The sequence below is a fragment of the Pantoea sp. USMM079 genome (genome assembly GCF_037153115.1).
Classification (GTDB): domain Bacteria; phylum Pseudomonadota; class Gammaproteobacteria; order Enterobacterales; family Enterobacteriaceae; genus Pantoea; species Pantoea communis.
On the sequence record NZ_JBBCKX010000005.1, the window covers coordinates 183330 to 200322 of the forward strand.

A 16993-nucleotide genomic window follows, 5' to 3' on the forward strand; every position below is an offset into this window, starting at 1 on the left:
CATCTACCCTGTGATTCAAATCCTGGTCAGGACTGTCCGTTAGTTGGGCAGCGTTTGTTATTTTCCCTCACGACAGGATCGAACCCATGCTGTATGGCTATTCTGAAGTAATCCTAAAAGGCACCCTGGTGACCCTTGAGCTGGCACTCAGCTCCGTGGTGCTTGCCTTAGTGCTTGGCTTAATGGGCGCTGGCGCCAAACTCTCTCGCAGTCGCCTGCTGGTGATGATTGCTGAAGGCTACACCACCTTAATCCGCGGTGTACCTGATCTGGTTTTGATGTTGCTGATCTTCTACGGTCTGCAAATCGCTCTCAATACGGTCACTGATGCGCTGGGCATGGCGCAGTTTGATATCGATCCGATGGTGGCCGGTATCATCACACTTGGCTTCATCTATGGTGCCTATTTCACTGAAACCTTCCGGGGTGCTTTCCTCGCTGTGCCAAAAGGGCAGATTGAAGCGGCTACCGCTTTCGGTTTCACCGGTTCGCAAACTTTCCGTCGTATTTTGTTCCCGGCGATGATGCGTTTTGCGTTACCAGGTATTGGCAATAACTGGCAGGTGATTCTCAAAGCCACAGCGCTGGTGTCGCTGCTGGGGCTGGAAGACGTGGTGAAAGCCACGCAGCTGGCGGGTAAAAGTACCTGGCAGCCGTTCTACTTCGCGATCGTCGCGGGGGTGATTTATCTGGTGTTTACCACGCTGTCGAACGGCGTGCTGTGGTGGCTTGAACGCCGCTACACGGTGGGTGTGAAAAGGGCAGAGCTATGATCGATATTATTCAGGAGTATTGGAAACAGCTGCTCTGGACAGATGGTTACCGTTTTACCGGCGTCGCCATTACGTTGTGGTTGTTAATTCTTTCCGTGGTGATCGGTGGTTGTATGGCGGTGTTGCTGGCGATTGCGCGTGTATCGCCAAATCGTTATATCTCAACGCCCGTCTGGCTGTTCACCTATGTCTTCCGTGGTACGCCGCTGTATGTCCAGCTGCTGGTATTCTATTCCGGCATGTATACGCTGGAAGTGGTGAAAGGATCGGAGCTGCTGAATGCCTTCTTCCGCAGCGGCCTGAACTGTACGCTGCTGGCCTTTACGCTGAACACCTGCGCTTACACCACCGAAATTTTTGCCGGGGCCATTCGCGCGGTTCCCCATGGCGAAATTGAAGCGGCACGCGCTTACGGTTTCTCCCCGTTTAAAATGTATCGCTGCATCATACTACCGTCGGCGCTGCGTACCGCGCTGCCAGCCTACAGTAATGAAGTGATCCTAATGCTGCACTCCACCGCGCTGGCATTTACTGCCACGGTGCCAGATCTGTTGAAAATCGCGCGTGATATTAACTCGGCGACCTACCAGCCGTTTACCGCGTTTGGCATCGCTGCGGTGCTGTATCTGATTATCTCTTACGTGCTGATTAGCCTGTTCCGCAAGGCGGAACGCCGCTTCCTGGCGCACGTGAAACCTTCTTCATCGCATTGAGTATCACTATGGCTGACAACAAATTAAGCGTTACCGAACTGCACAAGCGTTACGGTGAACATGAAGTTTTGAAAGGCGTATCACTGCAGGCGAACGCCGGCGATGTGATCAGCATTATTGGCTCGTCCGGTTCCGGGAAAAGTACCTTCTTACGCTGCATTAACTTCCTCGAAAAGCCGAGCGAAGGCACCATTTCGGTTAACAACGAGCAAATCAATCTGGTGCGCGATACCGATGGACAGCTGAAAGTGTCCAACAAAGAGCAGCTGCGTTCACTGCGCACTCGTCTGACTATGGTGTTCCAGCACTTTAATTTGTGGAGCCATATGACGGTGCTGGATAACGTCACCGAAGCGCCAATCCAGGTGCTGGGGCTGAGCAAAGCCGAAGCGCGTGAGCGTGCGATTAAATATCTGGATAAAGTCGGCATTGATGAGCGTGCGCGTGCTAAATATCCGGTGCATCTTTCAGGCGGTCAGCAGCAGCGTGTGTCCATTGCCCGCGCCCTGGCGATGGAGCCGGAAGTGCTGTTATTTGATGAACCGACTTCTGCGCTCGATCCCGAGTTAGTCGGCGAAGTGCTGCGCATCATGCAGAAACTGGCTGAAGAGGGTAAAACCATGGTGGTGGTGACGCATGAGATGGAGTTTGCTCGTCATGTTTCCAATCACGTGATTTTCCTGCATCAGGGCAAGATTGAAGAGCAGGGCTCGCCAGATGAGCTTTTCGGCAACCCGAAAAGCCCACGTTTGCAGCAGTTCCTGTCAGGATCGCTGAAGTAAATTTTGCACGATGGTTAAGGCGATGGAAGCGGGGGCAGAGGAGTAAAGCATCCCGCGCCAGGGATGGCGCGGGCTGAGGCCCAGGGATGGTTTATGCCGTCTTTACGATCTGCCCCCCGCTTCCTGAGCAGGCGCTGAAAACTCACTCCCGCAGTAACCTCAACGCCGTATCTTCATCGGTTACCAGTCCCGATACCCAGCCGCCCTGCAAGGCAGCCCGAATCGCCGGGTACTTACGCTCGCTGCCGGAAAAACCAATAATCTTGCGCTGTGTCTGGCTCTCCAGCAATACGCTGGTCAGTAGCTCATCGGTTTCGCCCCACACGCGCTCACCTTGCTGATTGAAAAAGTGACCGAGCATTTCGCCCACCACGCCGCGTGCATTCAGTGCCTCAACCTGTGCATCGGTGATAAATCCTTCGGCATTTAACGGACAACCCGGCATCACTTCCCCAATCCCCACAAAAGCCACGTCCGCCTGCAATGCGCGATCGGTGACGCGCTGATACACCTGATGCTGCACCCACATCGCTTTATCTTGTGGTGTGTCGGCGTACAGCGGCGCAGGAATGAAGAAATATTTGCCCTGCATCTTTTCGGCCATTTTCAACGGCACATCGTAGCGTGTACCGGAATCATCGCGTGCAATCGCCCCAATCATCGAAACGCACTGATGCTGCGGACGATCCACCCACGGCAATGCATCGATCATTGAGCGTAGAGTCTTGCCCGAACCAATGCCAAACACCTGCGGCGTTTCCTCATTGATGAACTGTGACATCACCGCCGCGCCTTCCACCGCCAGCATTTGTTGAATGGCGTCATCATTCAGATTGGCCGATGGCACCACGCGGCACAGATCCAGACCAAATTTCTCCTGCACCTCGCGCGCCAGCTGCAAACAGTGGGTGACGGGATGATCGATTTTTACGCTCACCATGCCCATCTCGCGTGCGCTGGAGACCAGACGCTGCGCCACCTGGCGTGACAATCCCAATGCCTGCGCAATCTCTTGCTGCGTGACGCCTGCAACGTAGTACATCCACGCGGCACGTGCGGCCAGCTCCTGCTTTTTCTCTTCTCTGCTCATCACGCTGTTCCGTCAAAACTGATGCGACATCTTAGCGCGTGTTTTACGAAAAGCACTAACTGAGCAAAAGCCCTAAAAAAGAGCAAATGTATTATTTGTGATAAGGCTCGCAGAACGATCCTCGCCACGCACACTATGCTACCTGTCATCGGGCAAATGCCCTGTCTTGTGGCAAATGTTTAATTGAGGCGATTATGACCAATCAATCAGTGTGGATGCACATCGGCGCGGGATCTTTCCATCGGGCACATCAGGCGTGGTATCTGCATAAACTGCGCGAGCAGGGGGACGAAAGCTGGAGCATCGCGCTCGGCAATATTCGCAATGACGCGGTGCCGTTGCTCAATCAGCTCGCGGCGCAGAATGGCGAATATGTGCTGGAAACCGTGACGCCAGAAGGTGAGCGCGATTACGAAACCATCACCTCGCTGCGCAAAATCTTGCCGTGGGACAGTGAAATTAGCGCGCTGGTTGAGCAGGGGGCCAATCCGCAAACCCGTGTAATTGGCTTTACCGTGACTGAAGCGGGCTACTACCTGACACCTGAATTTAAATTGGATCTCAATCAGGCAGACGTGAAGGCCGATCTGGGTGGCGACATCCGCACTATTTATGGCGCACTCAGCCGCATCCTGACAGCGCGTGTTGCACAAGGTGGCGCGCCGGTCACACTGCTGAACTGTGACAACCTGCGCCATAACGGCGAGCGTTTCCGTGAGGGGTTCCTCGCCTTCCTTGCCGCCAAAGGCGATACCGCGCTGGCAGATTGGGTGCGCACGCAGACCACTTCACCGAATACCATGGTCGATCGCATCACACCGCGCCCTACGCCGGATGTGGCGGAGCGCGTGCAAGCCGCAACCGGCAAACAGGATGGGGCAGCGGTGATGGCGGAATCCTTTATTCAGTGGGTGATTGAGGATGACTTTATTGCCGGTCGCCCCGCGCTGGAAAAAGTCGGCGTTGAGCTGGTCGAATCGGTGCTGCCGTGGGAAGATGCGAAAATCCGCATCCTCAATGCGACACATGCCGCGATTGCCTGGGCGGGCACGCTGATTGGTCTGAACTATATCGATGACAGCACGCGTCATCCGGCGATTTATCAACTGGCGCACGACTATGTCACCCAGGATGTCATTCCCTCTCTGTCGCCCAGCCCGCTTGATTTAGCCGATTACCGCGACGTGGTGCTGGCCCGCTTTAGCAATCCATACATCAAAGACACCAACCAGCGCGTGGGCGCTGATGGCCTGTCCAAAATTCCCGGCATGGTGACGCCAACCCTGCAAGAGTGCTACCAGCACGGTGCGCAGCCCAGTGCAACAGCGGTGATTCCGGCACTGTTCTTCCTGTTCATGCAGCGCTGGGCCAATGACGATCTGCCGTATTCCTATCAGGATGGTGCGCTACAGGCCGATGCGCTGCGTAACCAGTTCGCCAGTGCCGATCCGCTGAAGGCCTTCCTGAGTGACAGCGCGCTGTTTGCGGAACTGGCCAACGATAAGGCGTTTCACGCGCTGGTGACCCGTCGTGTTGAAAGTTTGCAGCAGTGGCTCAAACAGCCAGAACTGGCGGCGGTGTAATCATGTATCTCGGCATCGATATCGGCACCTCAGAACTTAAAGCGCTGATCGTTAATACACACGGCGAGATTGTGGCGTCTCAGCACGCCACGCTAGCTGTGCAGCGCCCACATCCCCAATGGGCAGAACAGGATCCCGAACGCTGGTGGCAAGCCTGCACTGAAGTGCTGGCGGGATTACGTCATCAATCCCCTGATGCGTGGGCCGCGATCCGTGCCATCGGCTTATCCGGTCAGATGCATGGCGCTGTACTGCTGGATGCGGACGGCAAGGTGTTGCGTCCATGCATCTTGTGGAACGACACGCGCAGTGCGCCGCAGTGTGATGTGCTGCGTAAATGCTATCCGCAGATGATGGCGATCAGCGGCAACATGATCATGCCCGGCTTCACTGCGCCGAAACTGCGCTGGGTGGCTGAGCATGAGCCAGCAATCTTCAGCCGCATCGATAAGGTTTTGCTGCCAAAAGATTACCTGCGCTGGCGTCTTACCGGGCGCTTTGTCAGTGAACCTTCCGATGCTGCCGGCACGTTGTGGCTGGATGTGGCGCAGCGTGATTGGTCTGATGAACTGCTGGGAATAACGGGCCTGACGCGCGCGCAGATGCCTGAGCTGGTAGAAGGCAGCGCGGTGAGTGGCCGCTTGCAAGCGGCACTCGCGAGCGAGTGGGGCTTATCCACTTCGGTGACGGTGGCCGGTGGTGGTGGTGACAATGCCGCTTCAGCGGTCGGTGTGGGTGCGGTCAATCCCGGTGATGCCTTTATCTCATTGGGCACGTCCGGCGTGATCTTCGTGGTGAACGATCGCTTACAGGCCGATCCTCAATCTGGGGTGCATGCATTCTGCCATGCGTTACCGGGCCGCTGGCATCAGATGAGTGTGATGCTCAGCGCCGCCAGTTGTCTGCGCTGGCTGTGCAATCTGCTGTCGGTAAGCGAAAGCCAACTGATGGAGGAGATGGCACAGCTCAGTGATGAACAACTGCGCCGCGCACCGGTTTTCCTGCCTTATCTGTCAGGCGAGCGTACACCGCATAACGATCCTGACGCCTCCGGTTCTTTCTTCAATCTACGCCATGAAACGCCGCGTGCCTTGCTGGGCTATGCGGTGATCGAAGGTGTGGCATTTGGGCTGGCGGATGGGTTAGCCGTGCTCGGTGACGCTCAGCATCACATTCAGCAATGCAGCCTGACCGGCGGTGGTGCGCGTAGCACGCTGTGGGCACAGCTAATTGCCGATGTGCTGCAACTGCCTATCGTCACCCACCCGGCCAGCGCATCCGGTGCACTGGGCGCCGCGCGTTTAGCGTGGCTGGCGGATGGCGGTCTTGAGAATGAGGTGTGTCTGAAACCGGCGATACAGGCGCGCTACCAACCGGACGTGACGCGCGGTGCGGTGCTGCAAAAGCGGCTGCGTCTGTTCCGCGAACTCTACATCCAACAACAACAGGTGCGCAGCTTGCTGCCTGCATAACGGCTTACCAAACAGAAGGTGATGGTGATGCAATCGAACGAATACTGGTTTGGCTTACCGAAAAAGATGTTCTGGGGCTTCCTCGCTATCGCGATTTTCATGGCGGGTGATGGCTTTGAAATGGCGTTTCTGTCGCGCCATATCACCGACATGGGCTTTACACCTGCGCAATCTGCGGTGGTGTTTACTTTCTATGGTTTAGCGGCGGCGCTGGCGGCCTGGGCGTCGGGCGTGGTGGCTGAGCTGATCACCCCGCAGCGCGCGATGATGATTGGCTTTGTGCTGTGGATCGTGATGCATGCGCTGTTTATGTCGCTGGGGCTTGGTCTGCGCAACTATCCGCTGATGGTGCTGTTCTACGGCATCCGCGGGCTGGCTTATCCGCTGTTTATCTACTCGTTCATGATGATGCTGGTGCAGGTCTTGCCACGTGAGAAACTGGCAGCAGCAACCGGCTGGTTCTGGGCAATGTATTCCGTCGGCATCGGCGTGGTCGGCAGCTATTTGCCAAGCCTGACCATTCCGATGCTGGGGGAAACCGGGACGCTGTGGCTGGCGATTATCTGGGTGGCCTGTGGTGGAATTCTGGCGTACTTCAGTCTGCGCAACGTGCCGGTGGATCGCTCACGTGTGAATTTGCCGATGCGTGACAAAATGACCGAGATGTCGCGGGCCGTGACCATCCTGTTCACGAATCAGCACGTGTTTTATGCCTGCCTGATTCGCATCATCAACACGCTGTCGCTATTTGGTTTTGCCATCATCATGCCACTGCTGTTTGTTGATCGTCTCGGCTTCACCATCTCTGAATGGCTGCAGATCTGGGCGGTGTTCTTCTTCGTCACCATCTTCACCAACATCTTCTGGGGCATCACCGGTGAGAAGCTAGGCTGGATCCGTCAGGTACGCTGGTTCGGTTGTTTGGGAATGGCGATTTCCAGCCTGATGTTTTACTACCTGCCGCTGTATGCCGGTCACAACTTCTGGGTGGCGCTGATTCCGGCAGTGATGCTGGGGATCTTTGTGGCGGCGTTTGTGCCGATGACGGCGGTGTTCCCGACGCTGGAGCCGCATCACAAAGGTGCCGCCGTCTCGATCTACAACTTGTCGGCGGGCCTGAGCAATTTCGTGGCACCAGCCATCGCTTCAGTGATGTTGCCGTTCTTTGATATTGTCGGGGTGGTATGGGCTTACACCGCGCTGTATGTGTTTGCGGGCGTGCTGACATTTATTATTCGCGTGCCGCAGCCGGGGCATACCCGAGAGCAGAGGGCGGTGAAATCGCGAGTCGCGGAGCAGCGTAGCTAATGGAAAAACGGCGGCCCAGGGCCGCCGTCTGTTTATCAGACCACATCCTGTAGCGCTTCCTGCAGATCATACCAACGGAAGCCAAAACCCGACTCCTCCAGCCGTTTCGGTAACACGTGTTGTCCACCAAGCACCAATACCGCGGATTCACCCATCATCAATTTAATCGCACTGGCAGGCGTGCGCATAAACGCCGGTCGATGCATCACGTGGCCGAGAGTGGCGGCGAACTGCTCATTGCGCACCGCATAAGGCGCAACCATATTGAACGGTCCGCTTAGGTCGTTATTGTCGATCAGCCAGATGATCGCGTTAACCAGATCGTCAATGTGAATCCACGGCAGATACTGCTTACCACTGCCAATTGGACCGCCGACGCCCAGTTTGAACGGCAGCTTCATTTTTGCCAGCGCGCCGCCTTCCTCTGCCAACACTACGCCAGTACGTAATAAGCAAACGCGGGTGCGATCGCTCTGTGCATTAAGCGCCAGCTGTTCCCAACGTGCACACAGGGCATGAGTGAACTCATCGTGACCGGGATCGTCTTCCGTTAATACCAAATCGCCGGTATCACCATAAAAGCCGGTTGCGGAACCTGAGATTAAAAAATGCGGTGGGTTGCTGCTGGCATGGATCAGTGAAACGATTTGCTCTGTCATTTGCCAGCGACTTTCACATAGCCGCTGCTTCTGTTGTTCGGTCCAGCGCTTATCCGCGATCGGTTCGCCCGCCAGATTAATCACGCCATCAATACTGTCGAGATCGGTTTGCTGATTGATACCGGACCATAGCGAAACGCGAGGATCCAGTTTGTCCCGTGCCGCCGCGACATCTCGGGTGACGACGTTCACCTGATGCCCGAGCAACAGCAGGCGCGGTATCAGATGGCGGCCTATCAAACCTGTGCCACCGGTAATAAGCAGGTGCATGCTGAGCCTCCTTGTAATTTATTTTCTGCTCAGACTGATCATAGAAGAGAAGCGCACGGATAGCGTGACAGCGCTTACGCTAATGAAGAAAAAGGGAAAGTTTGTGTTGGTCTTAAGGTCAAAGATCCGACCAGCACACCATTGCCTTAACAAATAAAAATCGGTAAATAGAAAGCACACCTGATGCTTATTGAGGCAGCCGATGAACTATCCATCCATCACCTTGTGGTCCGATGCATCCTTTTTCAGCCCTTACGCCATGTCTGTCTACGTTGCACTCACCGAGAAAGGCATTCCTTTCACCCTAAAGCGCGTGGACCTGGCGCAAAACGCCCAGCTTGATGATGACTACCGCGCGCTGTCGCTGACGTGTCGCGTACCTACGCTGCAGATTGATGATCTGGTGCTCAATGAATCTTCAGCGATTGCTGAATACCTCGAAGAGCGTTTTCCGGCCCCTGAATTTGAGCGTCTCTATCCACGCGATCGTGAAAAGCGTGCGCACGCGCGTGAAGTGCAGGCGTGGTTGCGCAGTGATTTAATGGCGCTGCGTGCTGAGCGTCCGACGGAAGTGCTGTTTGCCGGCGAGCGCTTTGCGCCATTAACCCCGGCAGGCGAGCAGGCGGCAAGCAAATTGATCGCGGCGGTTCAGCGTCTGCTTCCGGATGGACAACAAAACCTGTTTGGTGAATGGTCGATTACCGACACCGATTTGGCAGTGATGATTAACCGCCTGGCACTGCATGGCGACACGTTACCGGTGAAATTGCAGCATTACGCCGAGTTTCAGTGGCAACGTGCGTCAGTGCAATTGTGGCTGGCCGAATCGGGTAAATCGCGCTAAGCACGAAGAGCCTTGCGGAGGCGAAAAGAACGCTTTACCTTACCGCTCATTCTAATAAGGCATCGCAAACAGGCGCGTGCTGGGCACGCCGAAAACAGAAAAGGGTTACGGATGGTGGATCAAACGGCAGATAGCGGTATCGAGTGGGTTGATATCGTTAGTGAAGAGAACGAAGTCATTGCGCAGGCCAGCCGTGCGCAGATGCGTGCGCAGAATTTGCGTCATCGTGCGACCTACATCGTGGTACATGATGGTATGGGCAAAATTCTGGTGCAGCGTCGTACTGAAATCAAAGACTTCATGCCGGGTATGCTCGATGCGACCGCCGGTGGCGTAGTGCAGAGTGGTGAAGACATGCTGGAATCTGCCCGCCGTGAAGCGGAAGAAGAGTTAGGGATCGCCGCAGTGCCGTTTGCCGAGCATGGTAAATTCTACTTCGAAGATGAGCACTGCCGCGTCTGGGGTGGATTGTTCAGCTGTGTGTCACATGGCCCATTCGCCATGCAGGAAGAAGAAGTGGATGAAGTGTTCTGGATGACGCCAGAAGAGATCACTGCACGCTGCGATGAATTCACCGACGACTCGCTCAAAGCCGTATCACTGTGGCTGAGCCGCAACAGCGATGCCGCGCGTCGCAAGCAGAGCAGCGAATCCTGATTCCCGCGACGTTCGAACAAGGCGCCCAACGGCGCCTTTGTTATTTCTAATGCTCACGTAAAATGTCTTTGAGCAGTTGCAGTGCCTTATCAAACTGTGGCTGCGGAATCGTCAGCGGGTAAAGGAATCGGATCACATTACTGTGCACGCCGCAGGTCAGCAAAATCAGCCCTGCTGCCAGTGCCTTTAACTGAATCGCTTTGGTGATTTCGGCTGATGGACGGCCTGAAGCATCCTGAAACTCTGCTGCGATCATCGAACCGTAACCGCGCACTTCCGCGAGTGACTGACAGCCTGCATCGCGCAAGGTAGCACTGAGCTGTTCGCCCAGTTGGTTAGCGCGAGCGCACAACTGCTCCTCCTCAATGATATCCAGCACCGCATGTGCTGCCGCTATCGCGGGTGGACTGCCCGCATAGGTGCCGCCCAAACCGCCCGGCTCGGGTGCATCCATCACTTCGGCACGCCCGGAGACCGCTGATAACGGAAACCCGCCCGCCAGACTTTTTGCCATGGTGATCAAATCTGGCTGCACATCGTAATACTCACTGGCGAACAGCTTGCCGGTGCGTGCAAAACCGCTCTGAATCTCATCGGCGATTAACAAAATGCCGTGACGATCGCATAAGGCACGTAAAGCAGATACAAACGCTGGTGGCGCAATATAAAAACCGCCTTCGCCCTGCACGGGTTCGAAAATGATCGACGCCACCTGCTGTGGGCTGATATCACTGCGGAAAATCGCTTCCAGACTCTCTAATGCCTGATGTACGCTCACGTTGTGCAGCGCATTAGGATACAGGGCGTGAAATACCGAACCGGCAAACGGCCCAAAGCCGGTTTTGTAAGGCACGACCTTACCCGTCAGTGACATCGTCATATGGGTGCGCCCGTGGAATGCGCCTGTGAACGCAATAATGCCGGGACGGCCCGTCGCCGCGCGGGCAATCTTCACCGCATTCTCTACCGCTTCTGCACCGCTGGAAAAGAAGGTGGTTTTCACCTCGCCACTAATGGGCACGCGCTGGTTAAGCCGCTCAGCGAGATGAATATAATTCTCGTAAGGGATAACCTGAAACGCGGTATGGGTAAAGCTATCCAGCTGCTGCTGCACGGCCGCCATCACTTTCGGATGACGATGCCCGGTATTCAGCACCGCAATGCCTGCCGCGAAGTCAGTGTATTCGCGCCCATTCTGATCCCACACCGTGGCATTTTTCGCCTTCACCGCATAAAAATCACACATCACACCCACACCGCGCGGCGTGGCCTTCAATCGACGACGGTGCACATCACTGTTGCTCATCATTCACCTCGCAATTCACGGGAGCCTGAGATCAGTGTGATCGTCAGGATGTTTTTTTGCCAGTGAACCACTCTGACAAACAGTAAGAATGCTGAGGTGTGCACCACAAAAGTGATGATGAAGTGTGAAGGGCAGGGAAGAAGAGTGCCCACTGAAACGCACGATAAATTCTCCCCTGACAAACAGTAAGAATGTAGAGGTATGCACCCCTAAAGCGATGATGAAGTTTGAAGGGCAGGGAAGAAGAGTGCTCACTGAACGCACGACAAATCCTCCCTGACAAACAGTAAGAATGTAGAGGTATGCACCCCTAAAGCGATGATCAAGTTTGAAAGACAGGGAAGGCCAGTGCGAAGAGCGAAGCGTCCGCGCCATGGACGGCGCGGCCGATCTGCAGGGATGCGTTAATCCTTCGCGATCGGACTGGCCTTCCCTGTCGTTTACACCGGGCATTCAGCGACAATTGCACCCAGCCCACAGCAACAATAGCACCCAGCCCACAGCGACAATTGCACCCAGCCCAGAGCAACAACAGCACCCAGCCCACAGCAACAACTACACCCACCCCTCAGCAACAACTGCACCCAGCCTTCACCACCCACCAATCTTAAAACAAAAAAAAGAGCACAAGGTCTAACCCTCATGCTCTCCACATTCAGCGGCAAGAAAAAGAAATTAGCCTTCCGCCTGCTGTGACTGAATCGCGGTCAGTGCGATGGTATAAACAATGTCATCCACCAATGCGCCACGTGACAAATCGTTCACCGGCTTACGCATACCTTGCAACATCGGCCCGATAGAAATCAGGTCTGCCGAACGCTGTACCGCTTTATAAGTGGTATTGCCGGTGTTCAGATCCGGGAAGATAAACACGGTCGCACGGCCTGCAACGGCAGAGTTTGGTGCTTTCGACTTCGCGACATCTTCCATAATCGCAGCGTCATACTGCAACGGACCATCGATCACCAGATCAGGACGTTTCTCCTGCGCGATACGCGTCGCTTCGCGTACCTTCTCAACGTCGCTACCCGCACCGGAGTTACCGGTTGAGTAGGAAATCATCGCCACGCGTGGATCGATACCAAAGGCTTTGGCGGAATCCGCAGACTGAATCGCGATCTCTGCCAGCTGTTCTGGATTCGGATCCGGGTTAATCGCGCAGTCACCGTACACCAGCACCTGCTCAGGCAGCAGCATAAAGAACACGGAAGACACCAGTGAACTGTTTGGCGCGGTCTTGATCAACTGCAACGGCGGACGAATGGTATTGGCGGTGGTATGAACAGCACCTGACACCAAACCGTCCACTTCACCGCGCTCCAGCATCATGGTGCCGAGCATCACGTTATCTTCCAGCTGCTCCTGCGCGACCACTTCGGTCATGCCCTTGCTCTTACGCAGTTCAACCAAACGTGGCACATAATTCTCGCGCACCACTTCTGGATCGACAATCTCAATACCTTCACCCAGCACCACACCCTGAGCGGCAGCCACACGCTGGATCTCATCCGGGTTACCCAACAGTACACAAGATGCAATGCCACGCTCGGCACAAATCGCAGCGGCTTTCACGGTACGTGGCTCGTCGCCTTCTGGCAGCACAATGCGTTTGCCTGCTTTACGTGCCAGCTCGGTCAGTTGATAACGGAAGGCTGGTGGAGACAGACGACGGCTACGTTCGGAAGTCGCAGTGAGTGATTCCACCCAATCGGCATCGATAAAGCTGGCCACATACTCCTGCACCTTCTCAATGCGCTGGGTATCATCTGCAGGCACTTCCAGATTAAAGCTCTGCAGGCTCAGTGAGGTCTGCCAGGTATTGGTTTTCACCATAAACACCGGCAGGCCAGTCTGGAAGGCACGCTCGCACAGACGCGCAATTGGTGCTTCAATCTGATAACCACCGGTCAGCAACACAGCACCGATCTCAATACCGTTCATGGCGGCGAGACAAGCTGCAACCAGCACGTCTGGACGATCGGCCGATGTCACCAGCAGTGAACCCGGACGGAAGTGCTCCAGCATATGCGGAATGCTACGTGCGCAGAACGTCACCGATTTCACGCGGCGGGTCTGGATCTCACCTTCGTTAATGATCTCTGCATTCAGATGACGGCACATATCGATGGCACGCGTGGCGATCAGATCGAAACTCCACGGCACACAACCCAAAATCGGCAATGGGCTGTTAGCAAACAGCTGCTTAGGATCGATATTGGCAATATTTGCTTTCGTCGAATCATCGAAAATTTCAGACAGGTCAGGGCGCGTACGACCCTGCTCATCCACTGGCGCATTCAGTTTATTAATGATCACGCCGGTGATGTTTTTGTTCTTACTGCCGCCAAAGCTGCTTTGCGTTAATTCAATGCGCTCTTTCAACTGCGCAGGCGAATCATTGCCCAGTGCCGTCACGAACACGATTTCCGCATTCAGGGTCTTGGCGATTTCATAGTTCAGTGAAGAGGCAAACTGATGCTTACGGGTTGGCACCAGTCCTTCAACCAACACCACTTCTGCGTCTTGCGCATTAGCGTGGTAGTTAGCAATGATCTCTTCCATCAACACGTCTTGCTGGTTCGAACCCAACAGTGACTCAACGCGTGACATCTGCAGCGGTTCAGCGGCAGGGATTGCGGAGTTCTTACGAATGATGGTGGTGGTCTGATCGGGCGCATCGCCGCCAGCACGTGGCTGGGCAATCGGCTTGAACACGCTCAGGCGAACGCCTTTGCGCTCCATGGCACGAATCACGCCGAGGCTGACGCTGGTCAGGCCGACGCTGGTGCCGGTAGGGATGAGCATGATTGTACGTGACACTATAAAAACCTCTCAGGTGTTGCAGACTAGCCAAAACAACTCCGTCAGCCTGAGCTGACGGAGAGAAGTGTATTTAGGCGGTCAGACGCGCGGCGTCCTGGGCGATAACCAACTCTTCGTTGGTTGGGATCACCACGGCCGGGCGGGTGCCCTCTTTGTTGATAAAGCCAGACTTACCGAAGCGGGCCGCGAGGTTACGTTCGTGATCCACTTCAAAGCCCAGCAGACCCAGTTTCGCCAGCGCCAGCTCACGCACCATCGCCGCGTTCTCACCGATACCACCGGTGAACACCACGGCATCCAGACGACCTTCCATCAGCGCGGTGTAGCTGCCGATGTATTTCGCCAGACGATGGCAGAACACGTCCATCGCACGCTTGGCATCTTCCTTGGTCGCGTAGTTGTCTTCAACATAGCGGCAGTCACTGGTGACTTCGGTCAGACCCAGCAGACCAGACTCTTTGGTCAGCAGTTTATTGATTGCATCCACACTCATACCGAGGGTGTCATGCAGAAAGAACACGATAGCCGGGTCGATATCACCACTGCGGGTGCCCATCACCAGACCTTCCAGCGGCGTCAAACCCATAGAAGTATCGACGCACTGGCCGTTACGGATTGCAGAGACTGAACCGCCGTTGCCGAGGTGGCAAGTAATGATATTCAGTTCATTAACTGGCTTGTTCAGCATTTTGGCGGCTTCCTGCGTCACGTAGTAGTGGCTGGTGCCGTGTGCGCCGTAGCGACGAACGCCGTGCTCTTTGTACAGTTTGTACGGCAGGGCATAAAGATATGACTCTTCCGGCATAGTCTGATGGAATGCCGTATCAAAAACCGCCACATTCTTATCTGACAGATGAGGGAAGTTCTTCAGTGCTTCGTCGATACCGATCAGATGCGCCGGGTTGTGCAGCGGAGCAAAAGAGGAAGCATCTTTAATGCCCTGAATCACCGATTCATCAATGATCACCGATTGAGTCAGCTGCTCGCCGCCGTGAACGATACGATGGCCGATTGCAGCGATTTGTGCCGAAAGCTCTGGTTTTTGTGCCAGAATAGTTTTAACAATGAAGTTCAGCGCTTCACTGTGCGCTGCACCTGCGCCGAGAGGCGCTTCTTGTTTGCTGCCTTCCAGTTTCCATTTGATACGCGCTTCAGGTAAATGGAAACACTCCGCCAGACCTGACAGATATTCGTCACCGGTGGCTGGATTGAGGATGGCAAACTTAAGTGAAGAGCTGCCGCAGTTCAGAACCAGTACTAACTTCGTTGACATGGAAGTACCTATTGATTAAAGAGTGGCTAAAAATAACGCAATCAGACTAACAGCGTAGCCCATGAATGCTGGTAGATTAATGATTAACATCATGCGGTAGTCAAAAAGAGACCGACATGCAAAAAAATTTCGGTAATTTTACGCAGATTTTTGAATTCTGCTTAGCGAAACATGGCTCTAAACCGCTCTTTTATTGAGCTGAAGCTTCCGGTAATGTTGCTAAAACGGCGTCAGAATACCCACTGTCACCCGCAAAGACAAAATCTTTTGAAGGATGTCACGTAAAGTTGTGTAGTTATCATTTTATTTTAATCGTTGCAGAATTAGTTGAGGTCTATCATGGCGAATGACACAAGCAATCCCGGCTGGTTTGGTTTATTCCAGAACGGTCAGCGTTACATGAAGACCTGGCCAGCCGATAAGCGACTGGCCCCCATGTTCCCGGAAAACCGCGTGGTGACGGCAACGCGTTTTGCCATCCGCTTTATGCCCCCGCTGGCGATATTCACCCTGACGTGGCAAATCGCCATGGGCGGACAGTTGGGACCGGCGATTGCCACCGCACTGTTTGCTTGCAGTCTGCCGATGCAGGGATTGTGGTGGCTGGGTAAACGCTCTATCACGCCATTGCCGCCGACGTTGCTGCACTGGTTCCACGAAGTGCGCGCAAAACTGGAAGAAGCGGGACAAGCGATTGCCCCCGTTGATGGTAAACCGACTTACCAGGCGCTGGCCGATGTGCTGAAGCGCGCCTTCAAACAACTCGACCGTACCTTCCTCGACGATCTTTGATCGATCATCCCCTTTTACTGCCAGAGAATGTGTGCAGTAACCGGGTTTAAATCAAAGAAAAGTGATGCGGGCAAACACGCATCGCTTTCCTTGTGTAATCATTTATCCATTGTTTAAATCTTAAGCGGCCGTGATGGCCCGGGAGCGAAACGTGGAAATGACCCATGCACAACGACTGATCCTCTCCAATCAATACAAAATGATGGCGATGCTTGAGCCGGAAAATGCGGAGCGCTATCGCCGCTACCAGACCATCATCGAACGGGGCTACGGCCTGCAACTGCGCGAACTCGACAAAGAGTTTGGCGAGCTAACGGAAGCCACCTGCCGCCAACTCATCGATATTATGGAAATGCACCATGCGCTGCATGTCTCCTGGTCGAACCTGAAAGAAGGCAATAGTATCGAAGAGCGCCGTCTGGCGTTTCTCGGCTTTGATGCGGCCACCGAGGCGCGCTATCTCGGCTATGTGCGCTTTATGGTGAACGTCGAAGGACGCTACACCCATTTTGATTCTGGAACTCACGGCTTCAATGCTCAGACGCCGATGTGGGAAAAATACCAACGTATGCTGGCGGTGTGGCACACTTGTCCGCGTCAGTATCATCTTAGCGCGAACGAAATCGCGCAGATTCTCAATGCCTGAAT

At 54.7% G+C, this 16993-nt stretch carries 15 protein-coding genes; 10 read left to right on the top strand and 5 right to left on the bottom strand.

The genetic code is table 11. The features are described from left to right. Positions 1-86 precede the first annotated feature (86 nt). The 3 genes from WFP70_RS10560 to hisP are packed head-to-tail and all read left to right on the top strand — an operon-like array spanning position 87 to position 2268. Positions 87-773, top strand: a complete 687-nt coding sequence (locus tag WFP70_RS10560; RefSeq protein WP_038645701.1) for a histidine ABC transporter permease HisQ — start codon at positions 87-89, stop codon at positions 771-773. Next, positions 770-1486 carry an ABC transporter permease gene (locus tag WFP70_RS10565; protein WP_034825106.1) on the top strand — a complete coding sequence of 239 codons (717 nt, stop codon included), beginning with the start codon at positions 770-772 and terminating at the stop codon, positions 1484-1486. Before WFP70_RS10560 ends, WFP70_RS10565 begins: the two co-directional genes overlap by 4 nt. An 8-nt stretch (positions 1487-1494) precedes the next feature. Beyond that, complete coding sequence (gene hisP, locus WFP70_RS10570; protein ID WP_038645703.1) at positions 1495-2268, top strand: histidine ABC transporter ATP-binding protein HisP; 774 nt, start codon at positions 1495-1497, stop codon at positions 2266-2268. Positions 2269-2410: 142 nt separating this feature from the next. On the opposite strand, the gene WFP70_RS10575 is transcribed toward hisP, so the two are convergent. Further along, the gene (locus WFP70_RS10575; protein WP_160833453.1) at positions 2411-3358 is read right to left on the bottom strand and encodes a sugar-binding transcriptional regulator; all 948 of its coding nucleotides are present in this window, start codon (positions 3356-3358) and stop codon (positions 2411-2413) included. Positions 3359-3552: 194 nt separating this feature from the next. Here WFP70_RS10575 and dalD point away from each other — a divergent pair, with 194 nt between their 5' ends. From dalD to WFP70_RS10590, 3 genes are read left to right on the top strand one after another with little or no spacing between them, the layout of a single operon-like run. Then, positions 3553-4941, top strand: coding sequence for a D-arabinitol 4-dehydrogenase (gene dalD / locus WFP70_RS10580; RefSeq protein WP_337023310.1), 1389 nt, complete (start codon positions 3553-3555; stop codon positions 4939-4941). Positions 4942-4943: 2 nt separating this feature from the next. Continuing rightward, the gene (gene xylB / locus WFP70_RS10585) at positions 4944-6413 is read left to right on the top strand and encodes a xylulokinase (RefSeq protein WP_337023309.1); all 1470 of its coding nucleotides are present in this window, start codon (positions 4944-4946) and stop codon (positions 6411-6413) included. A gap of 27 nt (positions 6414-6440) precedes the next feature. Next, positions 6441-7721 (top strand): MFS transporter, encoded by a 1281-nt coding sequence (locus tag WFP70_RS10590; protein ID WP_337023308.1) that lies wholly within the window; start codon positions 6441-6443, stop codon positions 7719-7721. Between the two features lie 35 nt (positions 7722-7756). Here the strand turns inward: WFP70_RS10590 and WFP70_RS10595 are convergent, their stop codons facing one another. Next, on the bottom strand, positions 7757-8650 hold the full coding sequence (locus WFP70_RS10595; protein ID WP_337023307.1) for a TIGR01777 family oxidoreductase: 894 nt from the start codon (positions 8648-8650) through the stop codon (positions 7757-7759). A gap of 202 nt (positions 8651-8852) precedes the next feature. On the opposite strand from WFP70_RS10595, the gene yfcF reads away from it, so the two are divergent. Further along, positions 8853-9494: a glutathione transferase gene (gene yfcF / locus WFP70_RS10600; RefSeq protein ID WP_337023306.1), complete on the top strand. Its 642-nt coding sequence runs from the start codon at positions 8853-8855 to the stop codon at positions 9492-9494. 111 nt (positions 9495-9605) lie between these two features. Beyond that, positions 9606-10151, top strand: coding sequence for an NUDIX hydrolase YfcD (yfcD, locus tag WFP70_RS10605; RefSeq protein WP_034825091.1), 546 nt, complete (start codon positions 9606-9608; stop codon positions 10149-10151). Positions 10152-10197: 46 nt separating this feature from the next. Here yfcD and WFP70_RS10610 read toward each other — a convergent pair whose 3' ends face one another. The 3 genes from WFP70_RS10610 to ackA all read right to left on the bottom strand — a co-directional run bounded on the left by WFP70_RS10610 (position 10198) and on the right by ackA (position 15553). Next, positions 10198-11457: a 4-aminobutyrate--2-oxoglutarate transaminase gene (locus WFP70_RS10610; protein ID WP_337023373.1), complete on the bottom strand. Its 1260-nt coding sequence runs from the start codon at positions 11455-11457 to the stop codon at positions 10198-10200. Positions 11458-12132: 675 nt separating this feature from the next. Then, entirely contained in the window at positions 12133-14277 is a 2145-nt protein-coding gene (gene pta / locus WFP70_RS10615; protein WP_337023305.1) for a phosphate acetyltransferase, read from the bottom strand. Positions 14278-14350: 73 nt separating this feature from the next. Beyond that, complete coding sequence (ackA, locus tag WFP70_RS10620; RefSeq protein WP_097116577.1) at positions 14351-15553, bottom strand: acetate kinase; 1203 nt, start codon at positions 15551-15553, stop codon at positions 14351-14353. Positions 15554-15892: 339 nt separating this feature from the next. Between ackA and yfbV the strand changes: the two genes are divergently transcribed. Further along, positions 15893-16345 carry a terminus macrodomain insulation protein YfbV gene (yfbV, locus tag WFP70_RS10625; RefSeq protein WP_034825085.1) on the top strand — a complete coding sequence of 151 codons (453 nt, stop codon included), beginning with the start codon at positions 15893-15895 and terminating at the stop codon, positions 16343-16345. Positions 16346-16496: 151 nt separating this feature from the next. After that, on the top strand, positions 16497-16991 hold the full coding sequence (locus WFP70_RS10630; protein ID WP_337023304.1) for a YfbU family protein: 495 nt from the start codon (positions 16497-16499) through the stop codon (positions 16989-16991). Positions 16992-16993: the final 2 nt, after the last annotated feature.

Bases quoted from the DNA above. Each gene is read 5' to 3' on its own strand.
- WFP70_RS10560 (WP_038645701.1), top strand. From the start codon at position 87: ATGCTGTATGGCTATTCTGAAGTAATCCTAAAAGGCACCCTGGTGACC.
- WFP70_RS10565 (WP_034825106.1), top strand. From the start codon at position 770: ATGATCGATATTATTCAGGAGTATTGGAAACAGCTGCTCTGGACAGAT.
- hisP (WP_038645703.1), top strand. From the start codon at position 1,495: ATGGCTGACAACAAATTAAGCGTTACCGAACTGCACAAGCGTTACGGT.
- WFP70_RS10575 (WP_160833453.1), bottom strand. From the start codon at position 3,358: ATGAGCAGAGAAGAGAAAAAGCAGGAGCTGGCCGCACGTGCCGCGTGG.
- dalD (WP_337023310.1), top strand. From the start codon at position 3,553: ATGACCAATCAATCAGTGTGGATGCACATCGGCGCGGGATCTTTCCAT.
- xylB (WP_337023309.1), top strand. From the start codon at position 4,944: ATGTATCTCGGCATCGATATCGGCACCTCAGAACTTAAAGCGCTGATC.
- WFP70_RS10590 (WP_337023308.1), top strand. From the start codon at position 6,441: ATGCAATCGAACGAATACTGGTTTGGCTTACCGAAAAAGATGTTCTGG.
- WFP70_RS10595 (WP_337023307.1), bottom strand. From the start codon at position 8,650: ATGCACCTGCTTATTACCGGTGGCACAGGTTTGATAGGCCGCCATCTG.
- yfcF (WP_337023306.1), top strand. From the start codon at position 8,853: ATGAACTATCCATCCATCACCTTGTGGTCCGATGCATCCTTTTTCAGC.
- yfcD (WP_034825091.1), top strand. From the start codon at position 9,606: ATGGTGGATCAAACGGCAGATAGCGGTATCGAGTGGGTTGATATCGTT.
- WFP70_RS10610 (WP_337023373.1), bottom strand. From the start codon at position 11,457: ATGAGCAACAGTGATGTGCACCGTCGTCGATTGAAGGCCACGCCGCGC.
- ackA (WP_097116577.1), bottom strand. From the start codon at position 15,553: ATGTCAACGAAGTTAGTACTGGTTCTGAACTGCGGCAGCTCTTCACTT.
- yfbV (WP_034825085.1), top strand. From the start codon at position 15,893: ATGGCGAATGACACAAGCAATCCCGGCTGGTTTGGTTTATTCCAGAAC.